The sequence below is a fragment of the Streptomyces sp. NPDC027189 genome (assembly GCF_055566975.1).
The window spans coordinates 1-26,042 of the sequence record NZ_JBVHRI010000001.1; the positions used below are offsets into that span (position 1 = coordinate 1).

Genomic DNA, 26,042 nt, shown 5'->3' on the forward strand with positions numbered 1-26,042 from the left:
CCTTCCTCCAGGAGATGAACGCCACCGTCTACCGCCGGAACCCCGGAGTGGTCACGATCGCCGAGGAGTCCACCGCGTGGGACGGCGTCACCCGGGCCACCCACCACATCGGCCCCGGTGGCTTCGGGGGGCTCGGCTTCGGGCTGAAGTGGAACATGGGCTGGATGCACGACTCGCTGGACTACGTGGCCCATGAGCCCATCCACCGCAAGTACCACCACAACGAGATGACCTTCTCGATGGTGTACGCCTACAGCGAGAACTACGTCCTGCCCATCTCCCACGACGAAGTGGTGCACGGCAAACGGTCACTCGTGTCGAAAATGCCGGGCGACTGGTGGCAACAACGCGCCAACACACGCGCCTACCTCGGCTTCATGTGGGCCCACCCCGGCAAACAACTCCTCTTCATGGGACAGGAGTTCGCCCAGGGCGCCGAATGGTCCGAGGCACACGGGCCCGACTGGTGGCTGCTCGACCCCGCCTACAGCGCCGAACCCGACCACCGCGGCATGCGCGACCTGGTCCGCGACCTCAACGGCATCTACCGCCACACCCCCGCCCTGTGGCAACGCGACACCGAACCCGCCGGCTTCGCCTGGATCACCGGCGACGCCGCCGACGACAACGTCTTCGCCTTCCTGCGCCACGCCGCCGACGGCACCCCCCTGCTCGCCGTCTCCCACTTCTCCCCCGTCGTCCGCCACGGCTACCGCCTCGGCGTCCCCCAGGACATCCCCGCCTGGCACGAGATCCTCAACACCGACGCCGCCCGCTACGGCGGCAGCGACGTCCTCAACCCCGAACCCCTCAAACCCGAACCCACCGGCGCCCACGGCCGCCCCGCCGGCATCCAGCTGACCCTGCCACCCCTGGCCACCATCTGGCTGCGACCCGCCTAGGCGTTTTTCGCCCCCTCCGCCCCTGCCCGTCCCGTGCCTGGGGGCTGCCGCCCCCAGACCCCCGCCAAAAGATTGCGCAGTTCCCCGCGCCCCTTTTCAGGGGCGCGGGGAACTGCGCGAACGGGGTCCGGGGCGGAGCCCGGGGACGGGGCGGGCAGGGGCGGAGGGGGCGAGAACCCGCCCTTACCCCAGCCCGACCCCACGCAACGACTCCGGCAACTCCCCTGTATGGAGCACCCCCAGCGCCTGTGTGGCCCGAGTCAGCGCGACATACAGATCGCTCGTCCCGTACAGCGCGGGCTCGACCACCAGGACGGAGTCGAACTCCAACCCCTTGGCCTGCCGAGGGTCGAGAAGGACGACGGCGCGGGTCAGATCCGGCTCGGCGCCCGCCGTCACCCCGTCCAGCCGCCCGGCGAGCGAGGCATGCAGGGAACGTGGGGCGATGACAGCGACCCGCCCCTCCACCGGCGTCAACTCGGCCACCGCCTTGGCGACGGCGCCGGGAAGATCGTCCCCAGCGGCACGCACCCACGGCCGTACCCCCGTGGACCGTACGGACCGAGGCGGCTCGAACCCAGGACGCTCCGCCCGCACCACCCCCGCCGCGACATCCATGATCTCGGACGGAGTCCGGTAGTTGACCGCGAGACGCGTGTGCTCCCACCGGTCCTCGACGTACGGCGCGAGGATCTCGGACCAGGAGCCGATTCCCGCCGCCTCGGCGGTCTGCGCGGGATCGCCGACGAGCGTCATGGACCGCGTAGGACTCCGCCGCATCAGCAGGCGCCACGCCATCGGCGACAGTTCCTGCGCCTCGTCGACGATGATGTGGCCGAAGGCCCAGGTCCGGTCGGCCGCAGCCCGCTCGGCGGCGCTGCGGTGGTCGTCCTCCTCGTGCCGCTCGGCCATCCGCTCGGCATCGATGATGTTGTGCGCGGACAGGACCTCGGAGTCCTCCTCGTCCTTGTCCTCGAACTCGTAGGTACGAGAGGCGTAGGAGACATCCAGGACGCCCTGCGCGTACGCGACTTGGGTACGACGCTCCTGGTCCGCCAGCGCCCGGGCCACCCGGTCGTCCTCACCCAGCAGCTCGGCGGCCTCGTCGAGAAGGGGGACGTCCGCGGTGCTCCACTCGCGCGTGAGCGGCCGCCGAATCGCCACCGCCTCCTCCTGCGAGACGTACCCCTCCGGCTCGGCAAGGAAGTCCGCGACCACCCGCTGCGGGGTCAGCCGCGGCCACAGCTGGTCGATCGCGCCCCACACCTCGGGGTTCTCGGCCAGCTCGTCCCGCATCTGCGTGATGTCGCCGGCATCGAGGAGGTTCGAGCCGTCGAACGGATCCGTGCCGATGCGTTCGGCCAGCATGTCGGTGAGGGTGTTGAGGATGTGGCCCTCGAAGTGCTCGCGCGCGACGTTGTGGGGCAGTTTGGTCTCGCGGGTGCGTTCGCGGGCGACCTGGACGAGCCCGGCGTCGAGCATCAGGATGTCCCGGTCGTGCTCGATCGCGATCACCGGGTCGGGAAGGGCCTGGCGGTCACGGACCACCGCGGCCAGCACCTCGGCCATGTCGGCGCGGCCCTTCACGGCGGCCGCCTCGGGGGTGTCGATCGCCGTCGCCTTCACGCCGGGGAACAGCTCGCCGACCGTCGCGAGCAGGACGCCGGTCTCACCGAGCGAGGGCAGCACCTCACCGATGTAGCCGAGGAAGGCCGGGTTGGGGCCGACGATGAGGACGGCGCGCTTGGCGAGCAGTTCCCGGTACTCGTAGAGCAGGTACGCGGCGCGGTGCAGCGCCACGGCCGTTTTGCCCGTGCCGGGACCGCCTTCCACCACCAGCACGCCCCGGTACGGCGCGCGGATGATCTGGTCCTGCTCGGCCTGGATGGTCTGCACGATGTCGCTCATGCGTCCGGTGCGCGCGGAGTTGAGCGCGGCCAGGAGCACCGCGTCGCCGGTCGGGTCCTCGTGCCCGGTCCGCTCGTGGTCCCCCAGGTCGAGGATCTCGTCGTGCAGGTCGGTGACGTGCCGGCCGTCGGTGGTGATGTGCCGGCGGCGCCGCAGGCCCATGGGCGTGTGGCCGGTCGCCAGATAGAAGGGGCGGGCGACCGGGGCCCGCCAGTCGATGAGGATCGGGGTGTGCTCGGTGTCGTCGGCGCGGATGCCGATCCGGCCGATGTGGTGGCTGACACCGCTGGTGAGGTCGATGCGGCCGAAGCAGAGCGAACCGTCCACGGCGTTCAGCGCGGCGAGCAGGCCCGAGCGCTCGGCGACCAGGACGTCCCGTTCGAGCCTGGCCTGCATGGGCGTGCTGCCCTGTGCGAGCGCGTCTCCGACGGATGCCTCCGTGACACCGCGCAGGGCGTCCACGCGCGCGTACAACCCGTCGATGAATTCTTGCTCATGCCGCAATTCATCGTCGGGAAATTCTGTGTGTGAGCCCCTGTTTGACAATTCCACTCCCGCCCGGATATACTGTGGTCAGTGAACTTCTTTGCGACCCAATCCCCTTGAAGTCGCGAACCATTGAATATACGCAAAGAAATCCCCCGAGCGCAATCGCTCAGGGGATTTTTTGTATGGCCGGTAAGGTCCCGGGAAGATCAGAGCACGTCGGACAGCTCCTCCAGCAGCCGTCGCTTGGGCCGGGCGCCCACCATCGACTTCACGGGCTCGCCGCCCTGGAACACCATGAAGGTCGGCATCGACAGCACTCCGTACGCGAGTGTCGTCTGCGGATTGGTGTCCACATCCAGCTGGACGACTTTGAGCCGGTCGCCCTCCTCGAAGGCGAGGTCGCTCAGCACCGGCCCCATCTGCCGGCACGGCGGGCACCAGTCGGCCGTGAACTCCACCAGCACGGGCAGATCCGCCCCGATCACCTCCGTCTCGAAGTCCGCGTCCGTCACCTCGGCCACGCCTGCCGCCTTGATCATCGCGTCCGCCCTCCCAGTTCGCATACGGGTTCCGGGCCGCCCGGAACCTCCGCGTCGGCCGCCAGCTCGTCCCGCGCGCGCTCCGCCCGCGCCAACTGCTCACCGACCTTCGTGCGCACCGACCGCAACTCGTCGATCAGCGCGTCGAGTTCGCCGAGCTTGCGACGGTAGACCGCGAGCGACGCGGGACACGAGTCGCCCTCCGGGTGCCCGGCCCGCAGGCACTCGACGAAGGGCCGCGTCTCCTCCAGGTCGAACCCGAAGTCCTGCAACGTCCTGATCTGCCGCAGCAGCCGCAGATCGTGCTCGTCGTACGTCCGGTACCCGTTCTCGCCCCGCCGCGCGGGCAGCAGCCCCCGCGACTCGTAGTACCGCAGAGTCCGCGTGGTCGTCCCGGCCCGCGCCGCCAGCTCGCCGATTCGCATGCGTTGACGGTAATCCTTGACGCCGACGTCAACGCAAACAGTGAGGACCCGATCCTGTGACTGGCCCGATGAGGCGTACGACCCCGCCGCGCCCCCTCGACGCGGAGGCACTCTTTCCCGGCCTGGACGCCCACCGACGTACGACCACGCGGCTGCACCCGCGCCCCGGGAAGCCCTCCGTCTCTGACAGCTCGGTCGGCGGGCCGCTGCTGTGGCCCGCCGACGAACCCTGGCCGGTGTGCACAGAGCCGCACCGGCGGAGCAGCGGGGAGCGGCCCGCGGACATCAGACGCCGCCGGCGCATCCTGGCGGAGGCGTGGGCGCGTACCGCGCGGCCCGGTCAGCGGCCCGGGCCGACCGACGAGGAGCGCGAGATCCTCGACTCGCTCCGGCGCGGGCGTCACGCGCCGTGGCTGGCGGACACCGACCCGATCCCGATGATCGGTCTGACCCAGCTGTACCGCCGCGACATACCCGACCTGACCGCGGGGCCCGCCGACCGCGACCTCCTCCAGGTGTTCTGGTGCCCCTTCGACCGGCACGGCCCGACGGGTTACGGCATGTCGCTGCAGCTGCGCTGGCGTGACTCCAGCGCCGTCACACAGGTGTTGGACCCACAGCCCGAGCCGGAAGTCGTCGGGTCGGACGTCTATGTACCCGAGCCATGCGTCCTGTATCCGGAACAGGTGGTGGAGCACGAGTACTCGGATCTGCTCCCGGAGCCCCTGCGGGACGCCATCGACGAGTGGGACACGGAGGACTTCGTCTACCAGACCGATCTGTCGATCGCCCCCGGGTGGAAAGTCGGCGGATACGCCTCGTGGCACGTCACCGATCCGGCTCGGATGGACTGCGGCGAGTGCCGGCAGCCGATGGAGATGTTGCTCGCCATCGCGAGCTACGAGTGGGACGGGGCCGAGTCCAGCTGGACACCGCTGGAGGATCTCCGCCTCGTCGGTACGGATGGCATCAAGACGCCGACGGAGGTCGCCATCGGCCGCTGGGGCACCGGCTATCTCTTCGTGTGCCCCGCCGACCCCGCCCATCCCCATCGCATCAGCGTCCAATAGGCGGCAGCAGCGGCTTCCGTCGCACCGGCGAGGACAGCACGATCGAGGTCGTCGTACGCCCCAGCGCGGCGGTCTGCTCCAGGACGTCCTCCAGGTGGATCGTGTCCTCGACGGCGACCTTGAGGATCCAGCAGTCCTCGCCGACGACGTGGTGGACCTCGACAACCTCGGGGCGGGACAGGAGCTCCAGGGTCCTTGGGTGGTTCAGGGTGTAGCCGCCGTGCGGGTTGACGCGGATGAAGGCCTGGATGCCGAAGCCGAGGCGGGCCGGTGAGACATGGGCGCCGTAGCCGGTGATCGCGCCCGCGGACTCCAGGCGCCGGACGCGTTCGGCGACGGCCGCCGGGCTCAGCCGGACACGGCGGCCCAGCTCGCTGAGCTTGATCCGGCCGTCGCTCTGCAGGAGCTCCAGGATCTGCCGGTCGAGCGCGTCGAAGGCCACCGACGTTTCGTTGGCGGCGGCGCGCAGCTGCCGTGGTTCCTTCGGTGCCGCGGCCGGATCTCCCATGACTCCCCCTTCAGACCTCACCCCTATGTCGGGAGAATTATGACCACAGGGCAGGAGCACACGGAATGAGCAGCGGGAGGGCCTCGTGCGCGAGATATGCGTCATTGGCGGGAACCGGTATTTCGGAAAGCGTCTGATAACGCGGATGCTGGCCGCCGGTGACCGGGTCACCGTCATCAATCGCGGTTCGTCGGCACCGCCCGCGGGGGCAATTCATCTGGTCGCCGACCGCAATGACGAGAATTCCCTGGAGAAGGCGCTGGGTTCGCGGACTTTCGACGTCGTCATCGACCAGGTCTGCTATACGCCCCGGCAGGCGGAGATCGCCCGAAGGGTGTTCGCGGGGCGCACGCGGCGATACGTCATGACGTCCACTGTCGAGGTGTACGAGTACGAGGACTCGGTGGCCCTCGTGCCCGAGGACGCCGTGGACCCTCGTACAGTCGCCGTCGACCTGGAACTTCCCTGGGACGAACCGGAGTTCCTCGACTCGCACTACGGCGAGGGCAAGCGGCAGGCCGAGGCTGTCTTCGCTCGCACCCGAGCGGCCGAGCCCGCGTTCCCGTACGTGGCCGTCCGCGTCGCTCATGTCCTGGGCGGGGCCGATGACTTCACCGGCCGCCTCGACCACTACACCGACCGTATCCGCAAGGGCGAACCGATCGCCGTGCCCGCCGTGAACCACCCGGCGACATACATCCATGTCGAGGAGATCGCGGACTTCCTCGCCTGGGCGGCGGGCGCGGACTTCACCGGGCCGGTGAACGCCGCCTCACACGGGGTGCTCACCACCGAGGAGTTGTGCGAGGCGGTGGCCGCGCACGTCCCTGAGGGCAGGACGGTCTTCCGGAGCGTCGAGGTCGGAGAGGTCTCTCCGTTCTCGTTCGCCCGTTCATACGGGATGGACAACTCCCGGGCCGTGCGGCTCGGTTTCACGTTCGGCCGGTCGAGACAGTGGCTGCCGCGCGCGGTCGCCGAGACGCTCGGAAAGGACAACTGACATGCGGACCAGGCCTCTTGGAGATCTCCGCGTCGGCGCGATCGGCCTCGGCGCGATGCCCCTGTCCATCGAGGGCCGCCCGGACGAGGCGCGGGCCCTGGCCACGGTGCACGCCGCCCTCGACGCGGGCGTGACCCTCCTCGACACGGCGGACTCGTACCACCTGCCCGGCGCCGGGCCCGGCCACAACGAACGGCTCCTGGCCCGCGCCCTGGCGACCTACGGCGGCGACACCGGCGATGTGCTGGTGACCACGAAGGGCGGCCGCGGCAGACCCTCCCCCAATGCCTTGAGGGCCTGGGGGGACCCCCAGGGCAGCTGGACGGTGACGGGGTCCCCACGACACCTGAAGTCGGCCGCGGAGGCCTCCCTGAAGCGGCTCGGCGTCGAGGCGATCGGCCTCTACCAACTCCACAAGCCCGACCCCGCCGTCCCCTTCGAGGACTCGGTCGGTGCCCTGCGCGAACTCCTCGACGAGGGCAAGATCCGTCTGGCCGGCATCTCCAACACGACCACCGACCAGATCCACCAGGCCCACGCGATCCTCGGCGACCGCCTCGCCTCGGTCCAGAACCAGTACTCCCCCGCGGTGCCGCACAGCGAACCGGAGCTGCGCCTCTGCGCCGAACTCGGCATCGCCTTCCTGCCATGGAGCCCGCTCGGCGGCATCTCGCGCAGCTCCCTGGACGGCCCGTCGAAGGCCGAGTCCAAGGACCGTTTCGGGGCGTTCCACACAGTGGCCCACGAGCACGGCGTGAGTCCCCACCAGGTGTGCCTGGCCTGGCTGTTGGCGCAGTCGCCGACCGTGATCCCGATCCCGGGCGCCAGCCGCCCCGAGACGATCCGGGACTCGGCGGGGGCGGCGGACCTGGTGCTGGACAGGGAGGAACTGGCACGCCTTGACGCGGCGGCGGGGCGAGGGTGAACTACTACTGATCCTGATCGTCCTCCAGGACGATTCGGGGTCCCTCCTCCTGGATGGGCGACCCCTCCGGCTGAACCCCCAGCAGCCTGCGCGTCAGCCGGTCCCGGTCCGAGAGCAACTCGTCCACCGCCGCCCGCAGATCCTCCGGCTCCGTCCGCTCCGCCTCCCGCTCGGCCGCGATCAGTACGGCTCGTCGTACGAGTTCCTTGGTGAAGGATGCCGTCGTGCCCTCCGTGCGGGTGACGATCTCGTCGGTGAGGTCCTTGCCGAGGTCGAGGGAGGAGCCGTACAGGGCGAGGAGGCGGGCGCGGCCCTCGGCGTCGGGAACGGGGATCTCAACGGCGAGGTCGACGCGGCCGGGGCGTTGGACGAGGGCGGGTTCCAGCAGGTCCGCGCGGTTGGTGGTGAGCAGAAAGGCGACGTCGGCGTCATCGCCGAGGCCGTCCATCTCGTTCAGCACCTGGAAGAGCAGGGGCTGTTCGCCGCCGCCGTAGTCGCGGGCCTCGGCGATGAGGTCGCAGTCCTCCAGGACGACGAGCGCGGGCTGCAGCATGCGCGCCAGCGCGCACGCGGGGCCGATGGCGTCGATGCTGGTTCCGGCCAGCACCACGACCGTGAACTCCGGGAGGTGGGAGAGGAGATAGCGGATCGTGTGGGTCTTGCCGGTGCCGGGCGGGCCGTAGAGAAGGAGGCCGCGGCGCAGGTGCTGGCCTGCGGCGCGGAGGCGCTCGCGGCGGCGCGCCACCCCGACCACCTGCCGCTCCACCCGGTCCAGCAGCCCTTCCGGCAGCACGATCTCCTCGCGGGTGAGCCCGGGGCGGCGGTGGAAGCGGAACGGACCCAGGCCGTGGCCGAAGTCGGAGCCCTCGAAGGAGAGGACCTGCCCGCGGAAGATGTTGTGTTCGCGGACCAGTGCGTCGGTCTCGGCGAGCAGCCGGTCCGCGAACTCCTTTTCCTGAGCCAGGACTTCGATCTCGACCTTGTTGCGCCCGTACTCGTCCGCCGGGCCCCGCAGCAGCACCGCGAACCGCTCGTCGCCCTCCTGGCCCAGATAGAACCCGAAGGAGACACAGGCGAGTTCCTCGTCGGGCGAGATCGGCAGATGGGCGTAGTCGACGGCGCCGATCACGAACCGGTTGTAACGGTCGGCGGATTCGAGGATCTCGCCCAGCGTCAGATCTCCGTGGTGCGAGGACCCCCGCATGCCGATCAGCTCGTACGAACGCCCCTCGGCCGCGAACCAGCGCTCCACCGCCAGATGCACGTTGGGCAGGTCGTACGGGGCGTACGCGGCCTTGACCACCGGCTGGTCCCCGGGCGCCGAACCCAGGTGCGCGCGCATCCGCTCGGCGAGATTGCGGCCGTCCGCGACCTGGGGTTTGGGGCGTGCGACCGCATCGAGGAACTGGTTGAACAGCTCGCCGACCTGCTCCAGTGACAGCGGCGAACTCTCCCCCTCCGCGGCGAGCCGGGCCTTGTACTCCGAACCGCTGATGATCTCGGTCTCGCCCATGCCCGCCTCCGTGCCGTCCGGCCCACTGCCACCATCCGAGAGCTCCCAGCGTGGGGCCGAACACGTGGGCCGGTCAAAGCATTTGGGCCCTACGACGACGATCGTGCTCGTACGACCTCGATCGTGCTCGACCAGCTGTCCGCCGCGTGCCCCCGTGCGATGGCCCGGTCGGCGATCTCCTGCACCGAACGCCGGACCCGACGGACAAGCGGGCCCGGCTGGTGTGCCTCGCCGAGCGGGCGCTGGCGGCGCAGCCCGTCGCCGCCGGCGTCGTCACCCAGGTCGAGAAGGAGTGGGAGACCCACCTCGGCAAGCGCCGCATGAAGCAGCTGCGCGAGGCGCTCACGCTGCTGCGGGAGGTCACCGACCCCTGGGCGTAGGACCTCAGACCAACACCCCGGCGGACTCCTCCACCTCCAGCAGGGAGGCGCTGTGCCGCTCCTCCTCGAAGGCCTTGCGGCCGCCGCGCAGCCCGAACAGGCGCTTGGCGAGGGCGATGTAGAGCACGGCGAGAATGTTGAGGACGAGCGTGGTGATCTTCAGATAACTGACGTGCTCGGTGAGTTCGTAGATCTCCAGCGGGAGGAACGCGGCGGTGGCGACGACCGTGAGGTACTCGGCCCAGCGCTTGGCGTACCAGAGCCCGCCCGCCTCGACGAGCTCGATCAGGGCGTACGCGAGGAGCAGCACGGCCACCAGCACCAGCGTGGAGTGCTTGTAGCCGAAGGTCTTCTGGATGGTGCCGACCACGGGTGAGTGGTCGAGGTCGTAATGGAAGTGCTTGAAGACCGGGCGGAAGACGTCGAGGTACTCGTCGAAGAGCCGGCGTACCGAATTCTGGCTGTTGCTGAACTTCCACACGGCGGCCGCGACCAGCACGATGAACACGCCGCGCACGGCCCGCTCGATGGCCAGGAAGCGCAGGATGAACAGATCGCGCAGCACCTTGCCGCGCGGCACGAGCGGGGCTTCGTCCGCGGGTCCCGAGCCGTGCGGGTCGCCGAGCGCGAAGTCACCGCAGCGCAGACAGCGCCAGGCCTCGCCGAGGCTCGTCTCGGCACGCAGCCGCGCGCGCAGCGCCGACTCGTCGGGCGCGTACGTCACGTGGCCGCGCCGCGCGCACGTGCGCCGGTCCCAGTCGATCTTCATGCTCCGTGCCCTCCGCAGAACGTGCCGTGCCGTGCCGGTCAGTCCGGCACGGCACGGTAGTGCATGTTCTACGAGACGGCGGCCCGAGGGGCACGGTTCCGGGGCCGAGCAGCGCGTTCCCCACAGGTCGGCGCCGGACAGGCCCAGATCCTCGGTCATGTCGGGGCCGCGACCGTGAGGGCGGTGTTCGACATCACGATGATCAGCGCGCAATGTTGCACAGCAATGCGCAAATTGATGAGGTGGAGGCCTTGTGGACGCAGGGCAGGACCTCGGCGAAGGGCATGCACAATGGCAGCCATGACCACGGGTAACGTCAGCCGCGCCGGTGCGAACCGCCGCCGCATCCTCGACGTGGCGCTCACCGAGCTGCTTCGCGACCCCGACGCGTCCATGGACCAGATCGCGCGGGCCGCGGGCGTCGTACGGCGCACGGTGTACGGGCACTTCCCGAGCCGGGAGGCGTTGATCGGGACGCTCTTCGACGGGGCCGCGGAGGCGGTGGAGAGGGCGCATGCCGAGGGCCGGGAGGGCGTCGAGGACCCCGCGGAGTCGCTGATCCGCTCGACCCTGGCCGTGTGGGAGGTCGCCGACCGCTACCGGCTGCTGGTCGCGCTCGCCCAGCGCAGCGTCACGGTCCAGGGCATCCGCGAACGGCTCACGCCCGTGCGTGAGGCCTGCGCGGAGGTACTCCAACGCGGCCTGGATCAGGGCGTGTTCGAGTCGCCGCTGCCGGCGCCGGCACTGGCGTACGTGCACGAACAGATGCTCTTCGCCCTCATGGAGGCCGTGAACGACGGCCTCCTGGCACCCGAAGAGGCGGGCCGCTCCGCCGCGGCCACCCTGCTGACCACGGCGGGCGTACCCGCCTCCCGCGCCACCGAGCTGGTGGCGAAACTGAGCGACTGAAGCAACCGAAAAGCTGGGGCAACGGAAACAAGAGGGCCGAGCGGCCAGGTCACGGGGGAGGACCCGGCCACTCGGCGCCTTGGGGCGCGCCCCGTTCAGGGGGCACGCCCGGCTCAGGAGAGGCGTCCCACGAGGGGCGCGGGGCCGCGACATCATGCGGCTCCGCCGCGTGGGCGCGACCGGCCACGGCGTACTCGCAGCGGCCGGACGGCGCCTCTTGGACCCGCGCCCCCGGTAGCGGGTTACGCCCTGGCGAACTCCTTCTCGCCGCCCTGCTCGGGCACGTCCGCGTGGGCGTCGGCCGGTTCCTCGTCCAGGAGGGTCTTCTCGTCGAAGGGCAGCTCACCGGCGAGAACCCGGTTCACGCGCTCCTTGTCGACCTCACCCGTCCACGTACCGATCAGCAGAGTCGCGACCGCGTTCCCCGCGAAGTTGGTGACGGCGCGCGCCTCGCTCATGAACCGGTCGATACCGATGATCAGGCCGACCCCGTCGACCAGGGCGGGCTTGTGCGACTGCAAGCCGCTGGCCAGCACGGCGATACCGGAGCCGGAGACACCGGCGGCCCCCTTCGACGCGACCATCATGAAGAGCAGCAGCCCGATCTGCTGGCCGATGCTCATCGGCTGGTCCATCGCGTCGGCGATGAACAGCGAGGCCATGGTCAGGTAGATCATCGTGCCGTCGAGGTTGAAGGAGTAGCCGGTCGGCACGGTGATGCCGACGACCGGACGGCTGACACCCAGGTGCTCCATCTTCGCGATGAGCCGCGGCAGCGCGGACTCCGACGAGGAGGTGGAGACGATCAGCAGGAACTCCCGGCCCAGGTACTTCAGCAGCTGGAAGAGGCTGACCTTGGCCACCAGTTTCGTCAGCGTGCCGAGCACGATCACGATGAACAGGAAGCAGGTGATGTAGAAGCCGAACATGATCGTGGCCAGCGCCTTGAGCGCGTCCATACCGGTCTCGCCGATGACGGCGGCCATCGCGCCGAAGGCACCCACGGGCGCGGCCCACATGATCATGCCCAGAACGCGGAAGACCAGCCGCTGGATGTGCTCGACGCCGCGCAGCACCGGCTCACCGGTGCGGCCCATGGCCTGCAGCGCGAAGCCCACGAGCAACGCGATCAGCAGCGTCTGGAGCACCTGGCCCTCGGTGAAGGCCGAGACGAACGTGGTCGGGATGATCCCGAGCAGGAAGTCGACGGGACCCTCGGCGGCGGCCTCGGCCTGGGTGTGTCCGACGCCCTTCACGGCCTCGGTCAGGTGCATCCCGCTGCCCGGGTGGATGATGTTGCCGACGACCAGGCCGATGGCGAGGGCCACGAAGGACATGGCGATGAAGTAGCCGAGCGCGAGCCCGCCGACCTTGCCGACCTTGGCGGCCTTCCGTACGGAGCCGACGCCGAGCACGATCGTGCAGAAGATGATCGGCGAGATCATCATCTTGATCAGGCTCACGAAGCCCGTGCCTATCGGCTTGAGCTCCTTGGCGAAGTCCGGCGCGGCGAACCCGACCGCGATGCCGAGGGCGACCGCGATGATCACCGCGATGTACAGATAGTGGGTGCGATCCCGCTTGGCTGCGGGTGCGGCAGGTGCGGTTTGCGGTGTGCTGGCCACGGCTGCCCTCCTTGACGACGTCGTCGGCATCATCCGGCGTGCGGCTCACGACCGGGGAACCCGGCGTGCGGCTCACGTCCGGGGATCCGGGAGGCGTGGACTCCCGGGGGATGCGGTGACTATCTCCCGGCGTGTGAGGGCGGTCACCCTTCCGTTCATTTAGTTCACACTTATAAGCACACTGATCAAAGGAGCCTGATCAGGAGAGGCAGACTGACTACATGCGTTTCCCCCGCGTCCCGAGACCCCGCAGCCTGGCCGGCCAGCTCTTCGCCATGCAGGCCGTGCTGATCGCGGTCCTCGTCGCCGGGTACGCGTTGTTCACCTACGTCAGCGACCGCAGCCAGGCCGAGGAGGCGGCGGGGCGGCAGGCCATGGCCGTCGCGCGTTCGGTCGCCGACGCCCCGTCCGTGCGCGGGGCCATCCGCACCAGCAACCCCTCGAAGGACCTTCAGCCGTACGCCCTCCAGGTGCAGCGGGACACCGACGTGGACTTCGTGACGATCATGGATCCGCGGGGCATCCGCTGGACCCACCCCGACGAGACGCTGATCGGCAAGCACTTCCTCGGGCACATCGGCCCCGCCCTGAAAGGCAAGTCCTTCACGGAGACGTACACCGGCAGCCTCGGCCCGTCCGTACGCGCCGTCACCCCGATCTCGGACAACGGCCACATCGTCGGCCTGGTCAGCGCGGGCATCAAGGTCGAGGCGATCACCAAACGCGTGCAGGACCAGGTCACGGCCCTCATCGGCGTCGCGGCGGGCGCCCTGACGCTGGGCGGCATCGGCACATACGTCATCAACGCCCGGCTGCGCCGCTCCACGCACGGCCTGAACGCGGCCGAGCTCAGCCGTATGCACGACTACCACCAGGCCGCGCTGCACGCCGTACGCGAGGGGCTGCTGATGCTGGACGGGCAGTTCCGGGTGGCGCTGATGAACGACGGCGGACGGGAGTTGCTCGGCGTGACGGACGAGGTGGTCGGCCGCTCGGTGGCCGAACTCGGCCTGCCCGCGCCGCTGACGGGCGCGCTGCTGTCGGCCGAGCCGAGGGTGGACGAGGTGCACCTCACCGCCTCGCGCGTCCTGGTCGTGAACACTTCCCCGGTCTCCGGAGGCGAACGCCGTGGCACGGTGGTGACATTGCGCGATGTGACCGAACTCCAGGCGCTGATGGGTGAGTTGGACTCGGAGCGCGGCTTCACCCAGGCACTGCGCTCGCAGGCGCACGAGGCCGCGAACCGTCTGCACACGGTGGTGTCCCTCATCGAGCTGGGCCGCGCCGAGGAGGCCGTCGACTTCGCCACGGCCGAACTGGAGCTGGCGCAGGCGCTCACCGACCAGGTGGTCGCGGCGGTCAGCGAGCCGGTCCTCGCCGCGCTGCTGCTGGGCAAGGCGGCGCAGGCGAACGAGCGGGGCGTGGAGCTGGTGGTGTCTGACGACAGCGCCATCGACGACGGGCTGCTCCCGGCCTCCCTGTCCGCCCGCGACCTGGTCACCGTCCTCGGCAACCTGATCGACAACGCGGTGGACGCGGCGCAGGGGACGATCGGCGCGCGGGTCACGGTGACGGCGTTCACGGACGAGTCCGTGCTGGTGCTGCGGGTCGCCGACACCGGCACCGGGGTGGACCCGGCCCACGCCGAACAGGTCTTCCAGCGCGGCTGGTCCACGAAACCGGCGGGGCCCGGCGGCCGGGGCCTCGGCCTGGCACTCGTACGACAGGCCGTGAGCCGCCACGAGGGCACGCTGACGGTGCGGGAGGCGGCCGGGGGCGGGGCGGAGTTCGAAGTGCGGCTGCCGTTGCCGACGGTGTCTTCGGCCTCAGCGTCGGACCCGGGTCAGGTGTCGGCCGGGGCGTCGGCCACGGCGTCTGCCTCGGACGTGGGGGAGGCTCCTGCCGAGTCCGAGTCCGAGTCCGAGTCCGGGGACGGCCCCGGGCGCGGGCGCGAACTGGAGCACGACGCCGGGCGAGAGAGCGAACTGGAGCACGACGCCAGGCAAGAGCGCGGACCGGAGCACGACGCCAGGCAAGAGCGCGGACCGGAGCACGACGCCGGGCAAGAGCGCGGACCGGAGCACGACGCCGGGCGAGAGAGCGAACCTGGACGCGAGCTCGCGCCCGAGCCCGAGCACGGCGCTGGACGCGAGCCCGAGCCTCCGCGTCCGCCCGAGCCCGAGTCCGGGCGCGAGCCCACCCCGTCCCATCCTGCCCAGCACGCCTTGCCTGGAGGCGACGTATGACCGACCCCGCGCCCATCCGCGTACTCGTCGTCGAGGACGACCCGGTCGCCGCCGACGCGCACGTCATGTATGTCGGCCGGGTGCCCGGGTTCACGGCGGTCGGCAAGGCGCACACCGGCGCGGAGGCGCGCCGCGCCCTGGACCGTACGCCCGTGGACCTGCTCCTGTTGGACCTGCACCTGCCGGACGTGCACGGACTGCAGCTCGCCCGCTCCCTGCGGGCCGCCGGCTACCACGCGGACGTGATCGCGGTGACGTCCGCGCGGGACCTCGCGGTCGTACGGGAAGGGGTCTCGCTCGGGGTCGTCCAGTACGTCCTGAAGCCCTTCACCTTCGCGACGCTGCGGGACCGGCTGATCCGTTACGCCGAGTTCCACGCGTCGGTGGGCGAGGCGAGCGGCCAGGACGAGGTGGACCGGGCCCTGGCCACCCTGCGCGCCCCGGGCCCGGCCGCCCTGCCGAAGGGCCTGAGCGCACCGACCCTCGAACGCGTCACCGTCGCCCTCCGGGACTGCGCCGACGGCCTGACGGCAGCCGGGGTCGCCGAGGCCGTCGGCATCTCCCGGATCACGGCCCGGCGGTACCTGGAGCACCTGGTGGACGCGGGACGGGCGGCGCGCGCTCCGCAGTACGGGCAGGTGGGACGGCCGGAGTTGCAGTACCGGTGGGTGAAGGGATGACGCGGTCGGTCAGCCGTTGGGCAGGATGACCGCCCGGCCGTTCACCTTCCCGGCGTGCAGGCGCTCGTACGCGAGGGACACCTCATCGAGCGAGTACGTCTCGGTGCGGACGGAGCCGGCGCCGGCGCGGTACTCGGCCATCGCGCCGGGTGCGCCGAGCCCCGGCGGCCGGATGCCGTTCAGAGCGTCGTAGGCCCGCTCCACCAGGGCGGCGAGGTCTGCGGCGGCTGAGTAGTCGTGGTCGCGGTCCCGTTCCCCCGCGCCGCGCGCCCACAGGCGCAGCGCGGCGGTGAGCACTCCGGCGGCGCCGTCGACGACCACGGCCGGGCGCACGTCCAGGACGTCGTCGGTGCCGAAAGATGTCCCAGTGGGACATGAGTCCCCATGAGACATAAGTGCCACGGGGACACCCTCAACGCAGTGCGGCCTCTTGGCGGCCCGGCAGGCGGGTGACCGCCGCGAAGGCGACAAGGGCGACCACACTCCCGGTGGCGAGGGCGGGATAGTCGGCCCAATCGGGATCGGCGGGAGCGGAGGTCACGGCCCGCACGAGCTTGTCGGCGCCCCAGGCGGCCGCCAGGCCGACGACGAATCCCGGCCACCGGTGCCGCACGCCCTTGATCACGTCGTCAACCATCGCGAACACCGAGGCCACCATGATCAGCACCAGCTGGTCACGCCACCCGAGAGCGGCGATACCCGCCCCCGCGCCGACGTTGAGGATCCCCACTCGCGCCAGCGGCAGGGCAGGCGCGGGATCTCGCCGGACCTCCCGCGGCAACCAGAAGAACCGGCGCACAGTCTCGACGAAACCGCGATCCCCGTCGTCCGACATGACGTCTCCCCCAGACATACGAAGCGGACAATGGCCGTCAACTCACACCAGATGGACCCGCAGCCGCGGCGAAAGGTTGCGCATACAGCACGACCTGGACGCTCCGATACTCGGCGAGCGGCAACTGCCCTGCGGTGACGCCTCGTTCCGACACGTCGTCCCCCCTGCACTCCAGCCTCTGCAAGGTCATTGACCTGACATCCGCACGCCTCTTAGGTTCACCAGGCAGACAACTCGGCTCCGCCGACAACGATGTCGGTCAGTAGGAGGTCGTGCCCGTGCGCCCCACCGCCGCCCCACTGCTCCTCGCAACGCTGCTCGCCGCCACCGCACTCACCGCCTGTGGATCAGGGTCCGGGAGTGATCCGGACACCGTGAAGATCTCCTTCAAACAGTCCACGGACAACTCGATCCGCGTCATGGACACCTACTTGGGCCAGATGAAGAAGGAGTTCGAGAAGGCGAACCCGGGAAAGAAGGTCGAGCTCGTCCCGATCAAGGCCCCGGACTCCGAGTACTACACGAAGCTTCAGCAGATGCTGAGGTCGCCCAAGACGGCGCCCGATCTGGTCTACGAGGACACCTTCCTCATCAACTCGGACATCACGAGCGGGTACTTGAAGCCTCTCGATCCGTACCTCGACAAGTGGCAGGACTGGGGCCAGTTCATCGACACGGCCAAGGCCGCGGCCAAGGCCCAGGACGGGAAGACCTACGGCGTCCCGGACGGGACGGACACCCGGGGGCTCTGGTTCGACAAGGACATCTTCAAGAAGGCCGGTCTGCCCGGAGATTGGCAGCCGAAGACCTGGGACGACGTGCTGAGCGCCGCGCGCGCCATCAAGGCGAAAGTCCCCGGCGTCACCCCGCTGAACGTCTACACGGGCAAACCCGCCGGCGAGGCCGCCACCATGCAGGGCTTCGAGATGCTGCTGTACGGGACGGGCGACGGGAAGACGGACCCCCTGTACGACACCGCCACGAAGAAGTGGGTCGCCGGAAGCCAGGGGTTCAAGGACGCCCTGACTTTCGTGGAGACGGTCTACAAGGAGAAGCTCGGCCTCGATGTCGCCGACGCCCTCGATCCCAACATCCAGACGAGGATCCGCGGTGAGCTGCTCCCCAAGGGCAAGCTCGGCATCAACCTCGACGGCAGCTGGCTCCCGCAGGACTGGCTGAAGGGTTCGGGCCACGAGTGGCCGCAGTGGTCGCAGAAGCTCGGCCTCGCCTACATGCCGACCCAGCACGGCCAGGCCCCCGGCAAGGTGAGCATGTCCGGCGGCTGGACCTGGTCGATCCCCGCCAAGGCGGCCAACCCCGACCTGGCGTTCAAGTTCATCGAGACGATGCAGACCAAGGCGAACGCCCAGAAGTGGTACATCGCCAACTCCGGTATCTCGGTGCGCGAGGACGTCGCCGCCGACCCCGCGTACGTGAAGGCGCAGCCCGGCATCAAGTTCTTCACGGACCTGGTCGCGAGCACGCACTACCGGCCCGCGTACCCGGCGTACCCGAAGGTCTCGACCGCCATCCAGGAGGCCATGGAGGGCGTGACGACAGGCGACAGCTCGGTCGAGAAGGCGGCGAGCGGCTACGACGAGGAGCTGAAGACGGCCACCGACAACCAAGTGATCAAGAAGTGAGTGTGGGTACGGGGACGGCGGCGCCCCCGGTCCGCTCCGCGGTGACGAAGGGCGCCCCCCGGCGCCGCGGAGGGGCGCGCCGCTCCCTGGCCCGGGCGCTGCCGGTCACCCCGGCCGTGGTCCTGCTGCTCCTCTTCCTCGCGGGCCCGATCGCCTACTGCGCGTACATCGCCTTCACGGACCTGCAGTTGACGGGCCAGGCCCATTCGTCCTTCGTTGGCCTCGACAACTTCCGGGCGGCGTTCAAGGACGACGCCTTCCTCAACGCCGTGTGGCTGACGCTGGTGTTCACGGTGCTGTCGTCACTGGTCGGTCAGAACACGTTGGGCCTGACGCTGGCTTCGCTGATGCAGAGGGCGTCGAAGCCGGTCCGCACGCTGGTCGGCGGGATCGTCATCACGGCGTGGGTACTGCCGGAGGTGGTGGCGGGCTTCCTGCTGTACGCCTTCTTCCGTCGCGAAGGAACCTTGAACGCCATCCTCGACTGGCTCCATCTCCCCGCCCAGAACTGGATGTTCACGCTGCCCATCCTGGCGGTGTCGTTCGCGAACGTCTGGCGGGGCACGGCCTTCTCGATGCTCGTCTATTCGGCGGCGCTGAACGAAATCCCGAAGGAGATCACGGAGGCGGCGGAAGTGGATGGGGCGGGAGGCTGGCGACGGATGTGGCACATCACCCTGCCGATGATCCGCAGATCGATCGGTACGAATCTGATGCTCAACACGCTGCAGACGCTGTCGGTGTTCGGACTGATCTGGGTGATGACGCGGGGCGGACCGGGGAACAGGAGTCAGACGCTCCCGTTGTTCATGTATGAGCAGGCCTTCCAGAAGAGCATGATCGGGTACGGAACGGCTGTGGCGCTGTTGCTCCTGGTGGTCGGCTCGCTGTTCTCGGTGGTGTACATGCGGCTGCTGCGGACGGAGGTGTGACATGGCCGTGTTGACCCGGGGTACGGGCACGATCCTCAAGTCCCGCCGCACGGGGCGGCGCCTGGCGGCGGACGCCGGCCTCCTCGTCGTGGCCGCCGCGTTCGCGCTGCCGCTCGCCTGGGTGGTCCTGTCGTCGCTGGACGCGCACGCCGACCTGACGGTGAAGGTGCCGGACGGGGTCACACTGTCCAACTTCGACGCCGTACTGAAGCCGGACATCACGTTCACCCCGCTGCTCAACAGCCTGATTCTGTGCGGGGGCGGGACGCTGCTGACGGTGGTGTGCGCGGCACTGGCGGCGTACCCGCTGTCGCGATTCCGCTCGCGCCTCAACCGGCCGTTCCTGCTGACGATTCTCTTCGCGACGAGTCTGCCGATCACCGCGATCATGGTTCCGGTGTACGCGCTGTTCGTGCAGGTGAATCTGATCGACACCATGCAGGGGACGATCTTCTTCTTCGCCGCCTCTCAACTTCCCTTCGCCATTTGGCTGATGAAGAACTTCATGGATGGGGTGCCGAAGGAGCTGGAGGAGGCGGCCTGGACGGACGGCGCTTCGTCGTTCCAGTCGCTGGTTCGCATTGTGCTGCCGCTGATGGGGCCTGGCGTGGCTGTCGTGACGGTTTTCTCGTTCGTGATGATGTGGGGGAACTTCTTTGTGCCGTTCATGTTGCTGCTTACGCCGGATCAGATGCCGGCGTCGGTGAGCATCAATGAGTTCTTCGGGAATCGGGGGATGGTGGTGTATGGGCAGCTGGCGGCGTTTTCGGTGATCTATTCGACGCCGGTGTTGGTCTTGTATGTGTCGGTGGCGAGGAAGCTGGGTGGGGGGTTCGCTTTGGGTGGGGCGGTCAAGGGGTGAGCGTTGCCTGGCGCCGGCAAGGCCGCGCTTATTCCAGTGCCTCAGCCCAGGAGCGGGCCTCGTCGCCTTCGGCCGTGTTCCCGACCCTGGCGTAGCCGTCGGCGGCCTGGAGCCGGCAAGCACGAGCCTCGGCGGGACGGCCCGGATCTCAAGGTGTACGTCACCTTCGGCACCGGGTCCGAGGGACCGCGCACCATCGGCACGGATCTGGTCCAGCGCGCCGCCGAAAAACACCCCCTCGCGCGCCCGACCGTCCGGTCCGTGAACCGCGACCGCTCCTGCGCAAGCCCCGCCCGCCACGAAGCGACCTTCGGCCACCTGGGCCCGACGGCCGAAATCGTATGTTCCTACAATCCGTAATTGTGGCCGAACAGACCGTAGTCACCGCTGCCCCGGACCCATACTTTGTGCGCGTGCACCCACCGCAAGCCCATCAGCCCACCCCGCCCTTCAACGCTCCGGCCGCCCGCAGACTGCGGGCCGCGCTCGGAATGGGGCCCGAGCATGTCGCCTACGGGATGAGAGCCTCGTACGGGCTGCCGTATGTCACCCCCGACCTCGTCGCCGCCTGGGAACGCGGGATCACCTCGCCGAGCGCACCCGAGCTCACCGCGCTCGCGGGCGTGTTGTGGTGCTCGCCGGGTGAGCTCATCGGCGCGCCCCGCACCCTGCGGGAACACCGCGTCGCCCGCGGCCTGGCCCCGGAGGACGTCGCACGCGCCGTCGGCCTCGAACTCCTCGCGTACCAGCGGATGGAGGAGTCCGGCGAGTGGCGCGGCAACGAACGGCAGTCGGCCGCGCTCGCCGACGTCCTGGACCTCTCGCTGCGCGACTTCATCACGGTGACCGGGCGCGACGACAAGCTCGCGGAGCTGCTGCGCAGCGCGATGACGACGCGCTGGCAGGCGTATGTGCGCCCGGTCGCGAAGATGGTGCCCCTGGACCGGCGCCTCCTGGAGAACGTGCTGGAGGAGATGCACACCGACTATCAGGGGCAGATGGTCGCCACGCTCAGCTGGGGCGGCGGGTCGGCCGCCACCGACTCCAGCGACTCGGGCCGGGACTTCCTCGACCGGATCGTCGACCACTTTTGGTCGATGGTCCAGGGAAGCACGTACTGAAGGACGTACTGAAGTACTGAAGCACGTACTGGGGTCGGGCGAGGCTCGTACGCACGCCCCCACCCAGCGGGCCCCGGAGGCTCCCGGAGGGACCCCCTCCCTAGAACACCGACTCCGCCTCGTCCATCCGATCCTTCGGCACCGTCTTCAGCTCGGTGACCGCCTCCGCGAGCGGCACCATCATGACCTCCGTGCCGCGCAGCGCCGTCATCCTGCCGTAGTCGCCCCGGTGGGCGGCCTCCACCGCATGCCAGCCGAAGCGGGTGGCGAGCACCCGGTCGTACGCCGTCGGCGTGCCCCCGCGCTGGATGTGGCCGAGGATGACCGGCTTGGCCTCCTTGCCGAGGCGGCGCTCCAGCTCGTACGCGAGGGCCGCGCCGATGCCCTGGAACCGCTCGTGGCCGAACTGGTCGATCTCGCCGTGGCCGTAGTCCATGGTGCCCTCGGCGGGGTGGGCGCCCTCGGCGACGCAGACGACGGCGAACTTCTTGCCGCGGGCGAAGCGCTCCTCGACCATCTTGACCAGGTCGGCCGGGTCGAAGGGACGCTCCGGCAGGCAGATGCCGTGGGCGCCGGCGGCCATGCCGGACTCCAGAGCGATCCAGCCGGCGTGCCGGCCCATGACCTCGACGACCATCACGCGCTGGTGGGATTCGGCCGTGGTCTTGAGGCGGTCCATGGCCTCCGTGGCCACGCCGACCGCGGTGTCGAAGCCGAAGGTGCGGTCCGTCGAGGAGATGTCGTTGTCGATCGTCTTCGGGACGCCGACCACCGGCAGGCCCGCGTCCGACAGCATCCGCGCCGCCGTCAGCGTGCCCTCGCCACCGATCGGGATCAGCACGTCGATGCCGAACTCGCGCGCCATGTCCTGCGCATTCTCGCAGGCCTCACGGAGCCGGTCGCGCTGCAGGCGCGAAGAGCCGAGAATGGTGCCACCGCGGGCGAGGATGCCGCTCACCCCGTCGAGGTCGAGGTTGCGGTAGCGGCCTTCGAGCAGGCCGGCGTAGCCGTCCTCGAAGCCGATGACCTCGTCCCCGAAGTTGGTGACCGCTCGGTGCACGACCGACCGGATCACTGCGTTCAGGCCCGGGCAGTCGCCGCCTGCGGTGAGAACTCCGATGCGCATCGTGCTGTGTCTCCTGCTCGCTGTTGGTACCGGTGAGCCAATCCGATTGTTTCACGGTCCACAGGGCACCGCCGCGCCCCTCCAGCCCACCAGGACGTTTGTCCTGGCGGGCGCCTTAGCTACCCGCAGAGGTATTGTCAAGGGGGTTCTGCTCACCCCAGCGGGCCATTTCGTCGCGCCGCCGTGAGCGCGGAAGCGACCCCGCGACGCCCAAGAGCACAGCACCGAAGCCACCCCAGCGACGCAACGGATGGAGAACACGCGTGACGCGCAGCGTGTACGTGACCGGGATCGACCGCGGCGACGGCCGCCAGGTCGTCGAGCTGGGGGTCATGGAGCTCCTGACCCGCCAGGTCGACCGGGTGGGGGTGTTCCGTCCGCTTGTGCACGACGGCCCGGACCGGCTCTTCGAGCTGCTGCGCGCCCGCTACCGGCTGGCGCAGGACCCGGCGACGGTGTACGGCATGGATTACCACGAGGCGTCCGCGCTCCAGGCCGAGCAGGGCGCGGACGAGCTGGTCTCCTCCCTGGTGAACCGCTTCCACGCGGTGGCGCGGGACTACGACGTCGTCCTCGTCCTCGGCACCGACTACGCCGACACCCAGTTCCCCGACGAGCTGACGCTCAACGCCCGTCTCGCGAACGAGTTCGGCGCCTCGGTCATCCCCGTCGTCGGCGGCCGCGGCCAGACCGCGGAGTCCGTCCGCGCCGAGACACGCAACGCCTACCGGGCGTACGACGGCCTCGGCTGCGACGTCCTCGCCATGGTCGTGAACCGGGTGGCCCCCGAGGACCGCGCCGAGATCCACGAGCGGCTCGACTCCCGTCTGCCCGTGCCCTGTTACGTCCTGCCCGACGAGCCCGCGCTCTCCGCGCCCACCGTCGCGCAGATCACCCACGCCCTCGGCGGCAAGGTGCTCCTCGGCGACGACACGGGACTGGCCCGGGACGCGCTCGACTTCGTCTTCGGCGGCGCGATGCTGCCGAACTTCCTCAACGCCCTGACCCCGGGGTGTCTCGTGGTCACCCCCGGCGACCGCGCCGACCTCGTCGTCGGCTCGCTCGCCGCGCACAGCGCGGGCACCCCGCCCATAGCCGGCGTGCTGCTCACCCTGAACGAGACCCCCAGCGACGAGATCCTCACCCTGGCCGCCCGTCTCGCCCCCGGCACCCCGGTCGTCTCCGTGGCGGGCAACTCCTTCCCCACCGCCACCGAACTCTTCGGCCTGGAGGGGAAGTTGAACGCGGCCACGCCGCGCAAGGCGGAGACCGCGCTCGGCCTCTTCGAGCGGTACGTCGATACCAGTGACCTGCTCAAGCGGGTCTCCGCGCCGAGCAGCGACCGGCTCACACCGATGATGTTCGAGCACAAGCTCCTGGAGCAGGCCCGCTTGGACAAGCGCCGCGTCGTCCTGCCCGAGGGCACCGAGGAGCGCGTCCTGCACGCCGCCGAGGTGCTGCTGCGCCGGGGTGTCTGCGATCTGACGCTGCTCGGGCCCGTCGACCACATCCGCAAGAAGGCCGCCGACCTCGGCATCGATCTGGGCGGCACCCAGCTGATCGACCCGGCGACGTCCGAGCTGCGCGACTCGTTCGCCGAGAAGTACGCCGCGCTGCGCGCCCACAAGGGCGTCACGGTCGAGCTGGCGTACGACGTCGTGGCCGATGTGAACTACTTCGGGACGCTGATGGTGCAGGAGGGCCTCGCCGACGGCATGGTGTCGGGTTCGGTGCACTCCACGGCCGCCACCATCCGGCCCGCCTTCGAGATCATCAAGACCAAGCCGGACGCCAAGATCGTGTCGTCCGTCTTCTTCATGTGCCTCGCCGACAAGGTCCTCGTCTACGGCGACTGCGCCGTGAACCCCGACCCGAACGCCGAGCAGCTCTGCGACGTCGCCATCCAGTCGGCCACCACCGCCGAACAGTTCGGCGTCGAGCCGCGGATCGCGATGCTGTCGTACTCGACCGGTACGTCCGGTTCGGGCGCCGACGTCGACAAGGTGCGAGAGGCGACCGAGCTGGTGCGGCTGCGCCGCGGCGATCTGAAGATCGAGGGGCCGATCCAGTACGACGCCGCCGTCGAGCCGACGGTCGCGGCGACCAAGCTGCCGGACTCGGAGGTCGCCGGGCAGGCGTCCGTGCTGATCTTCCCGGACCTCAACACCGGCAACAACACCTACAAGGCCGTACAGCGCTCGGCCGGCGCGATCGCCGTAGGCCCGGTCCTGCAGGGCCTGCGCAAGCCCGTCAACGACCTGTCCCGCGGCGCGCTCGTCCAGGACATCGTCAACACCGTCGCCATCACGGCGATCCAGGCCCAGACCCCCGACCAGAAGGCTTCCCAGCAGTGAGCTCCCACCCGTCGCCCAGCACCGTCCTGTCCGACGAGCCGCGCTCGGCCCCCCTTGCTTCCCGCGTCCTCGTCCTCAACTCCGGCTCGTCGTCGGTGAAGTACCAGCTGCTCGACATGCGCGACAACTCGCGGCTCGCGGTCGGCCTGGTGGAGCGGATCGGCGAGGAGACCTCCCGGCTGAAGCACACGCCGCCGGCCGGCGGTCAGTCCCGCGAGCAGGTCGGTCCCATCGCCGACCACCAGGCGGCGCTGAAGGCCGTCGCGACGGAACTGGCCGCGGACGGGCTCGGCCTGGACTCCCCCGAGCTGGCCGCGATAGGGCACCGGGTCGTGCACGGCGGGAAGTTCTTCACCGCCCCGACCGTCATCGACGACGCCGTCCTCGCGGAGATCGAGCGGCTCATCCCGGTCGCCCCGCTGCACAACCCGGCGAACCTCACCGGCATCCGCACCGCCATGGCGCTGCGCCCGGACCTCCCCCAGGTCGCCGTCTTCGACACCGCCTTCCACACGACGATGCCGGAGTCGGCGGCGCGCTACGCGATCGACGTGAAGACGGCCGACGAGCACCGCATCCGCCGGTACGGTTTCCACGGCACCTCGCACGCCTACGTGTCCCGCGCGACCGCGCGGCTCCTGGGCAAGGCGCCGGAGGACGTGAACGTCATCGTGCTGCACCTGGGCAACGGCGCCTCGGCCTCGGCGGTCAGGAACGGCCGCTGCGTGGACACCTCCATGGGGCTCACGCCGCTGGAGGGGCTGGTGATGGGTACGCGGTCCGGCGACATGGATCCCGCGGTCATCTTCCATTTGATGCGCGTTGGCGGAATGTCCACCGACGAGATCGACACTTTGCTCAACAAGCAGAGCGGCCTGATCGGCCTGTGCGGCGACAACGACATGCGCGAGATCCGCCGTCGTATCGACGAGGGTGACGAGCAGGCCCAGCTCGCCTTCGACATCTACATTCACCGCCTGAAGAAGTACATCGGCGCCTACTACGCGGTCCTCGGCCGGGTGGACGCCATCGCCTTCACCGCCGGAGTCGGTGAGAACGCCGCCCCGGTACGCGAAGCCGCGATCGTCGGCCTGGAGGAAATGGGGCTCGCGGTCGACGGCGACCTGAACGCCGTACGCAGTGACGAGCCGCGGCTCATCTCGCCGCCGGACTCACGGGTCGCGGTCGCCGTGGTGCCGACGGACGAGGAACTGGAGATCGCCACACAGACGTATGCACTGGTCGGAAAGAACCACGCCTGAGCGCCCGGCCGCCCATTTG

General features: G+C 69.7%; 22 protein-coding genes and 2 pseudogenes. 14 read left to right on the top strand and 10 right to left on the bottom strand.

The features are described 5' to 3' along the window. A partial coding sequence (locus ACZ4RZ_RS00005; RefSeq protein WP_467740458.1) for an alpha amylase C-terminal domain-containing protein occupies window positions 1-902 on the top strand: 902 nt, incomplete at its 5' end. Between the two features lie 183 nt (window positions 903-1,085). Here ACZ4RZ_RS00005 and ACZ4RZ_RS00010 read toward each other — a convergent pair. The 3 genes from ACZ4RZ_RS00010 to ACZ4RZ_RS00020 form a co-directional block, all read right to left on the bottom strand. After that, the gene (locus ACZ4RZ_RS00010) at window positions 1,086-3,374 is read right to left on the bottom strand and encodes a HelD family protein (protein ID WP_467741891.1); all 2,289 of its coding nucleotides are present in this window, start codon (window positions 3,372-3,374) and stop codon (window positions 1,086-1,088) included. 131 nt (window positions 3,375-3,505) lie between these two features. Beyond that, complete coding sequence (locus tag ACZ4RZ_RS00015) at window positions 3,506-3,838, bottom strand: thioredoxin family protein (protein WP_467740460.1); 333 nt, start codon at window positions 3,836-3,838, stop codon at window positions 3,506-3,508. Continuing rightward, window positions 3,835-4,263: a MerR family transcriptional regulator gene (locus tag ACZ4RZ_RS00020; RefSeq protein WP_467740462.1), complete on the bottom strand. Its 429-nt coding sequence runs from the start codon at window positions 4,261-4,263 to the stop codon at window positions 3,835-3,837. Before ACZ4RZ_RS00020 ends, ACZ4RZ_RS00015 begins: the two co-directional genes overlap by 4 nt. 68 nt (window positions 4,264-4,331) lie before the next feature. Between ACZ4RZ_RS00020 and ACZ4RZ_RS00025 the strand changes: the two genes are divergently transcribed. Next, on the top strand, window positions 4,332-5,333 hold the full coding sequence (locus ACZ4RZ_RS00025) for a hypothetical protein (RefSeq protein ID WP_467740464.1): 1,002 nt from the start codon (window positions 4,332-4,334) through the stop codon (window positions 5,331-5,333). Here the strand turns inward: ACZ4RZ_RS00025 and ACZ4RZ_RS00030 are convergent. Next, window positions 5,320-5,841 carry an Lrp/AsnC family transcriptional regulator gene (locus ACZ4RZ_RS00030; RefSeq protein WP_467740466.1) on the bottom strand — a complete coding sequence of 174 codons (522 nt, stop codon included), beginning with the start codon at window positions 5,839-5,841 and terminating at the stop codon, window positions 5,320-5,322. The genes ACZ4RZ_RS00025 and ACZ4RZ_RS00030 overlap by 14 nt on opposite strands. Window positions 5,842-5,926: 85 nt before the next feature. Here ACZ4RZ_RS00030 and ACZ4RZ_RS00035 point away from each other — a divergent pair, with 85 nt between their 5' ends. Both ACZ4RZ_RS00035 and ACZ4RZ_RS00040 read left to right on the top strand, forming a co-directional pair. Continuing rightward, a complete protein-coding gene (locus ACZ4RZ_RS00035; protein WP_467740468.1) occupies window positions 5,927-6,841 on the top strand; it encodes an NAD-dependent epimerase/dehydratase family protein in 915 nt (304 codons plus the stop codon). Window position 6,842: 1 nt separating this feature from the next. Continuing rightward, window positions 6,843-7,766: an aldo/keto reductase gene (locus ACZ4RZ_RS00040; protein WP_467740470.1), complete on the top strand. Its 924-nt coding sequence runs from the start codon at window positions 6,843-6,845 to the stop codon at window positions 7,764-7,766. Window positions 7,767-7,770: 4 nt separating this feature from the next. On the opposite strand, the gene ACZ4RZ_RS00045 is transcribed toward ACZ4RZ_RS00040, so the two are convergent. After that, window positions 7,771-9,279, bottom strand: coding sequence for an AAA family ATPase (locus tag ACZ4RZ_RS00045; RefSeq protein WP_467740472.1), 1,509 nt, complete (start codon window positions 9,277-9,279; stop codon window positions 7,771-7,773). A gap of 146 nt (window positions 9,280-9,425) precedes the next feature. Here ACZ4RZ_RS00045 and ACZ4RZ_RS00050 point away from each other — a divergent pair, with 146 nt between their 5' ends. Further along, entirely contained in the window at window positions 9,426-9,659 is a 234-nt protein-coding gene (locus ACZ4RZ_RS00050; protein ID WP_467740474.1) for a hypothetical protein, read from the top strand. 4 nt (window positions 9,660-9,663) lie between these two features. Here ACZ4RZ_RS00050 and ACZ4RZ_RS00055 read toward each other — a convergent pair whose 3' ends face one another. Beyond that, window positions 9,664-10,428 (bottom strand): DUF2127 domain-containing protein, encoded by a 765-nt coding sequence (locus tag ACZ4RZ_RS00055; protein ID WP_467740476.1) that lies wholly within the window; start codon window positions 10,426-10,428, stop codon window positions 9,664-9,666. Window positions 10,429-10,719: 291 nt separating this feature from the next. On the opposite strand from ACZ4RZ_RS00055, the gene ACZ4RZ_RS00060 reads away from it, so the two are divergent. Continuing rightward, window positions 10,720-11,337 (top strand): TetR/AcrR family transcriptional regulator, encoded by a 618-nt coding sequence (locus ACZ4RZ_RS00060; RefSeq protein WP_467740478.1) that lies wholly within the window; start codon window positions 10,720-10,722, stop codon window positions 11,335-11,337. 242 nt (window positions 11,338-11,579) lie between these two features. Here the strand turns inward: ACZ4RZ_RS00060 and ACZ4RZ_RS00065 are convergent, their stop codons facing one another. Beyond that, entirely contained in the window at window positions 11,580-12,995 is a 1,416-nt protein-coding gene (locus ACZ4RZ_RS00065; protein ID WP_467740480.1) for a cation:dicarboxylate symporter family transporter, read from the bottom strand. Between the two features lie 188 nt (window positions 12,996-13,183). Here ACZ4RZ_RS00065 and ACZ4RZ_RS00070 point away from each other — a divergent pair. Next, window positions 13,184-14,777: pseudogene (locus tag ACZ4RZ_RS00070) on the top strand (ATP-binding protein); the annotation flags it as partial. 427 nt (window positions 14,778-15,204) lie between these two features. After that, window positions 15,205-15,888: a response regulator gene (locus ACZ4RZ_RS00075; protein WP_467740482.1), complete on the top strand. Its 684-nt coding sequence runs from the start codon at window positions 15,205-15,207 to the stop codon at window positions 15,886-15,888. A 9-nt stretch (window positions 15,889-15,897) separates the two neighbouring features. Here ACZ4RZ_RS00075 and ACZ4RZ_RS00080 read toward each other — a convergent pair. Beyond that, window positions 15,898-16,017: pseudogene (locus ACZ4RZ_RS00080) on the bottom strand (NAD(P)-dependent alcohol dehydrogenase); the annotation flags it as partial. Between the two features lie 283 nt (window positions 16,018-16,300). Beyond that, on the bottom strand, window positions 16,301-16,723 hold the full coding sequence (locus tag ACZ4RZ_RS00085; protein ID WP_467740484.1) for a hypothetical protein: 423 nt from the start codon (window positions 16,721-16,723) through the stop codon (window positions 16,301-16,303). A gap of 272 nt (window positions 16,724-16,995) precedes the next feature. Between ACZ4RZ_RS00085 and ACZ4RZ_RS00090 the strand changes: the two genes are divergently transcribed. The 4 genes from ACZ4RZ_RS00090 to ACZ4RZ_RS00105 all read left to right on the top strand — a co-directional run bounded on the left by ACZ4RZ_RS00090 (window position 16,996) and on the right by ACZ4RZ_RS00105 (window position 21,281). Further along, window positions 16,996-18,366 (top strand): extracellular solute-binding protein, encoded by a 1,371-nt coding sequence (locus ACZ4RZ_RS00090; RefSeq protein ID WP_467740486.1) that lies wholly within the window; start codon window positions 16,996-16,998, stop codon window positions 18,364-18,366. Window positions 18,367-18,407: 41 nt separating this feature from the next. Beyond that, window positions 18,408-19,298, top strand: a complete 891-nt coding sequence (locus ACZ4RZ_RS00095; protein ID WP_467741893.1) for a carbohydrate ABC transporter permease — start codon at window positions 18,408-18,410, stop codon at window positions 19,296-19,298. Between the two features lies 1 nt (window position 19,299). Beyond that, window positions 19,300-20,160, top strand: coding sequence for a carbohydrate ABC transporter permease (locus ACZ4RZ_RS00100; RefSeq protein WP_467740488.1), 861 nt, complete (start codon window positions 19,300-19,302; stop codon window positions 20,158-20,160). Between the two features lie 491 nt (window positions 20,161-20,651). Beyond that, the gene (locus tag ACZ4RZ_RS00105; RefSeq protein ID WP_467741895.1) at window positions 20,652-21,281 is read left to right on the top strand and encodes a helix-turn-helix domain-containing protein; all 630 of its coding nucleotides are present in this window, start codon (window positions 20,652-20,654) and stop codon (window positions 21,279-21,281) included. A 100-nt stretch (window positions 21,282-21,381) separates the two neighbouring features. Here ACZ4RZ_RS00105 and ACZ4RZ_RS00110 read toward each other — a convergent pair whose 3' ends face one another. Continuing rightward, window positions 21,382-22,407: an ATP-dependent 6-phosphofructokinase gene (locus ACZ4RZ_RS00110; RefSeq protein WP_467740490.1), complete on the bottom strand. Its 1,026-nt coding sequence runs from the start codon at window positions 22,405-22,407 to the stop codon at window positions 21,382-21,384. A 263-nt stretch (window positions 22,408-22,670) separates the two neighbouring features. Between ACZ4RZ_RS00110 and pta the strand changes: the two genes are divergently transcribed. Then, window positions 22,671-24,761 (top strand): phosphate acetyltransferase, encoded by a 2,091-nt coding sequence (pta, locus tag ACZ4RZ_RS00115; protein WP_467740492.1) that lies wholly within the window; start codon window positions 22,671-22,673, stop codon window positions 24,759-24,761. Window positions 24,762-24,787: 26 nt separating this feature from the next. Continuing rightward, window positions 24,788-26,023 carry an acetate kinase gene (locus ACZ4RZ_RS00120; protein ID WP_467741897.1) on the top strand — a complete coding sequence of 412 codons (1,236 nt, stop codon included), beginning with the start codon at window positions 24,788-24,790 and terminating at the stop codon, window positions 26,021-26,023. The last annotated feature ends 19 nt before the right edge of the window (window positions 26,024-26,042 follow it).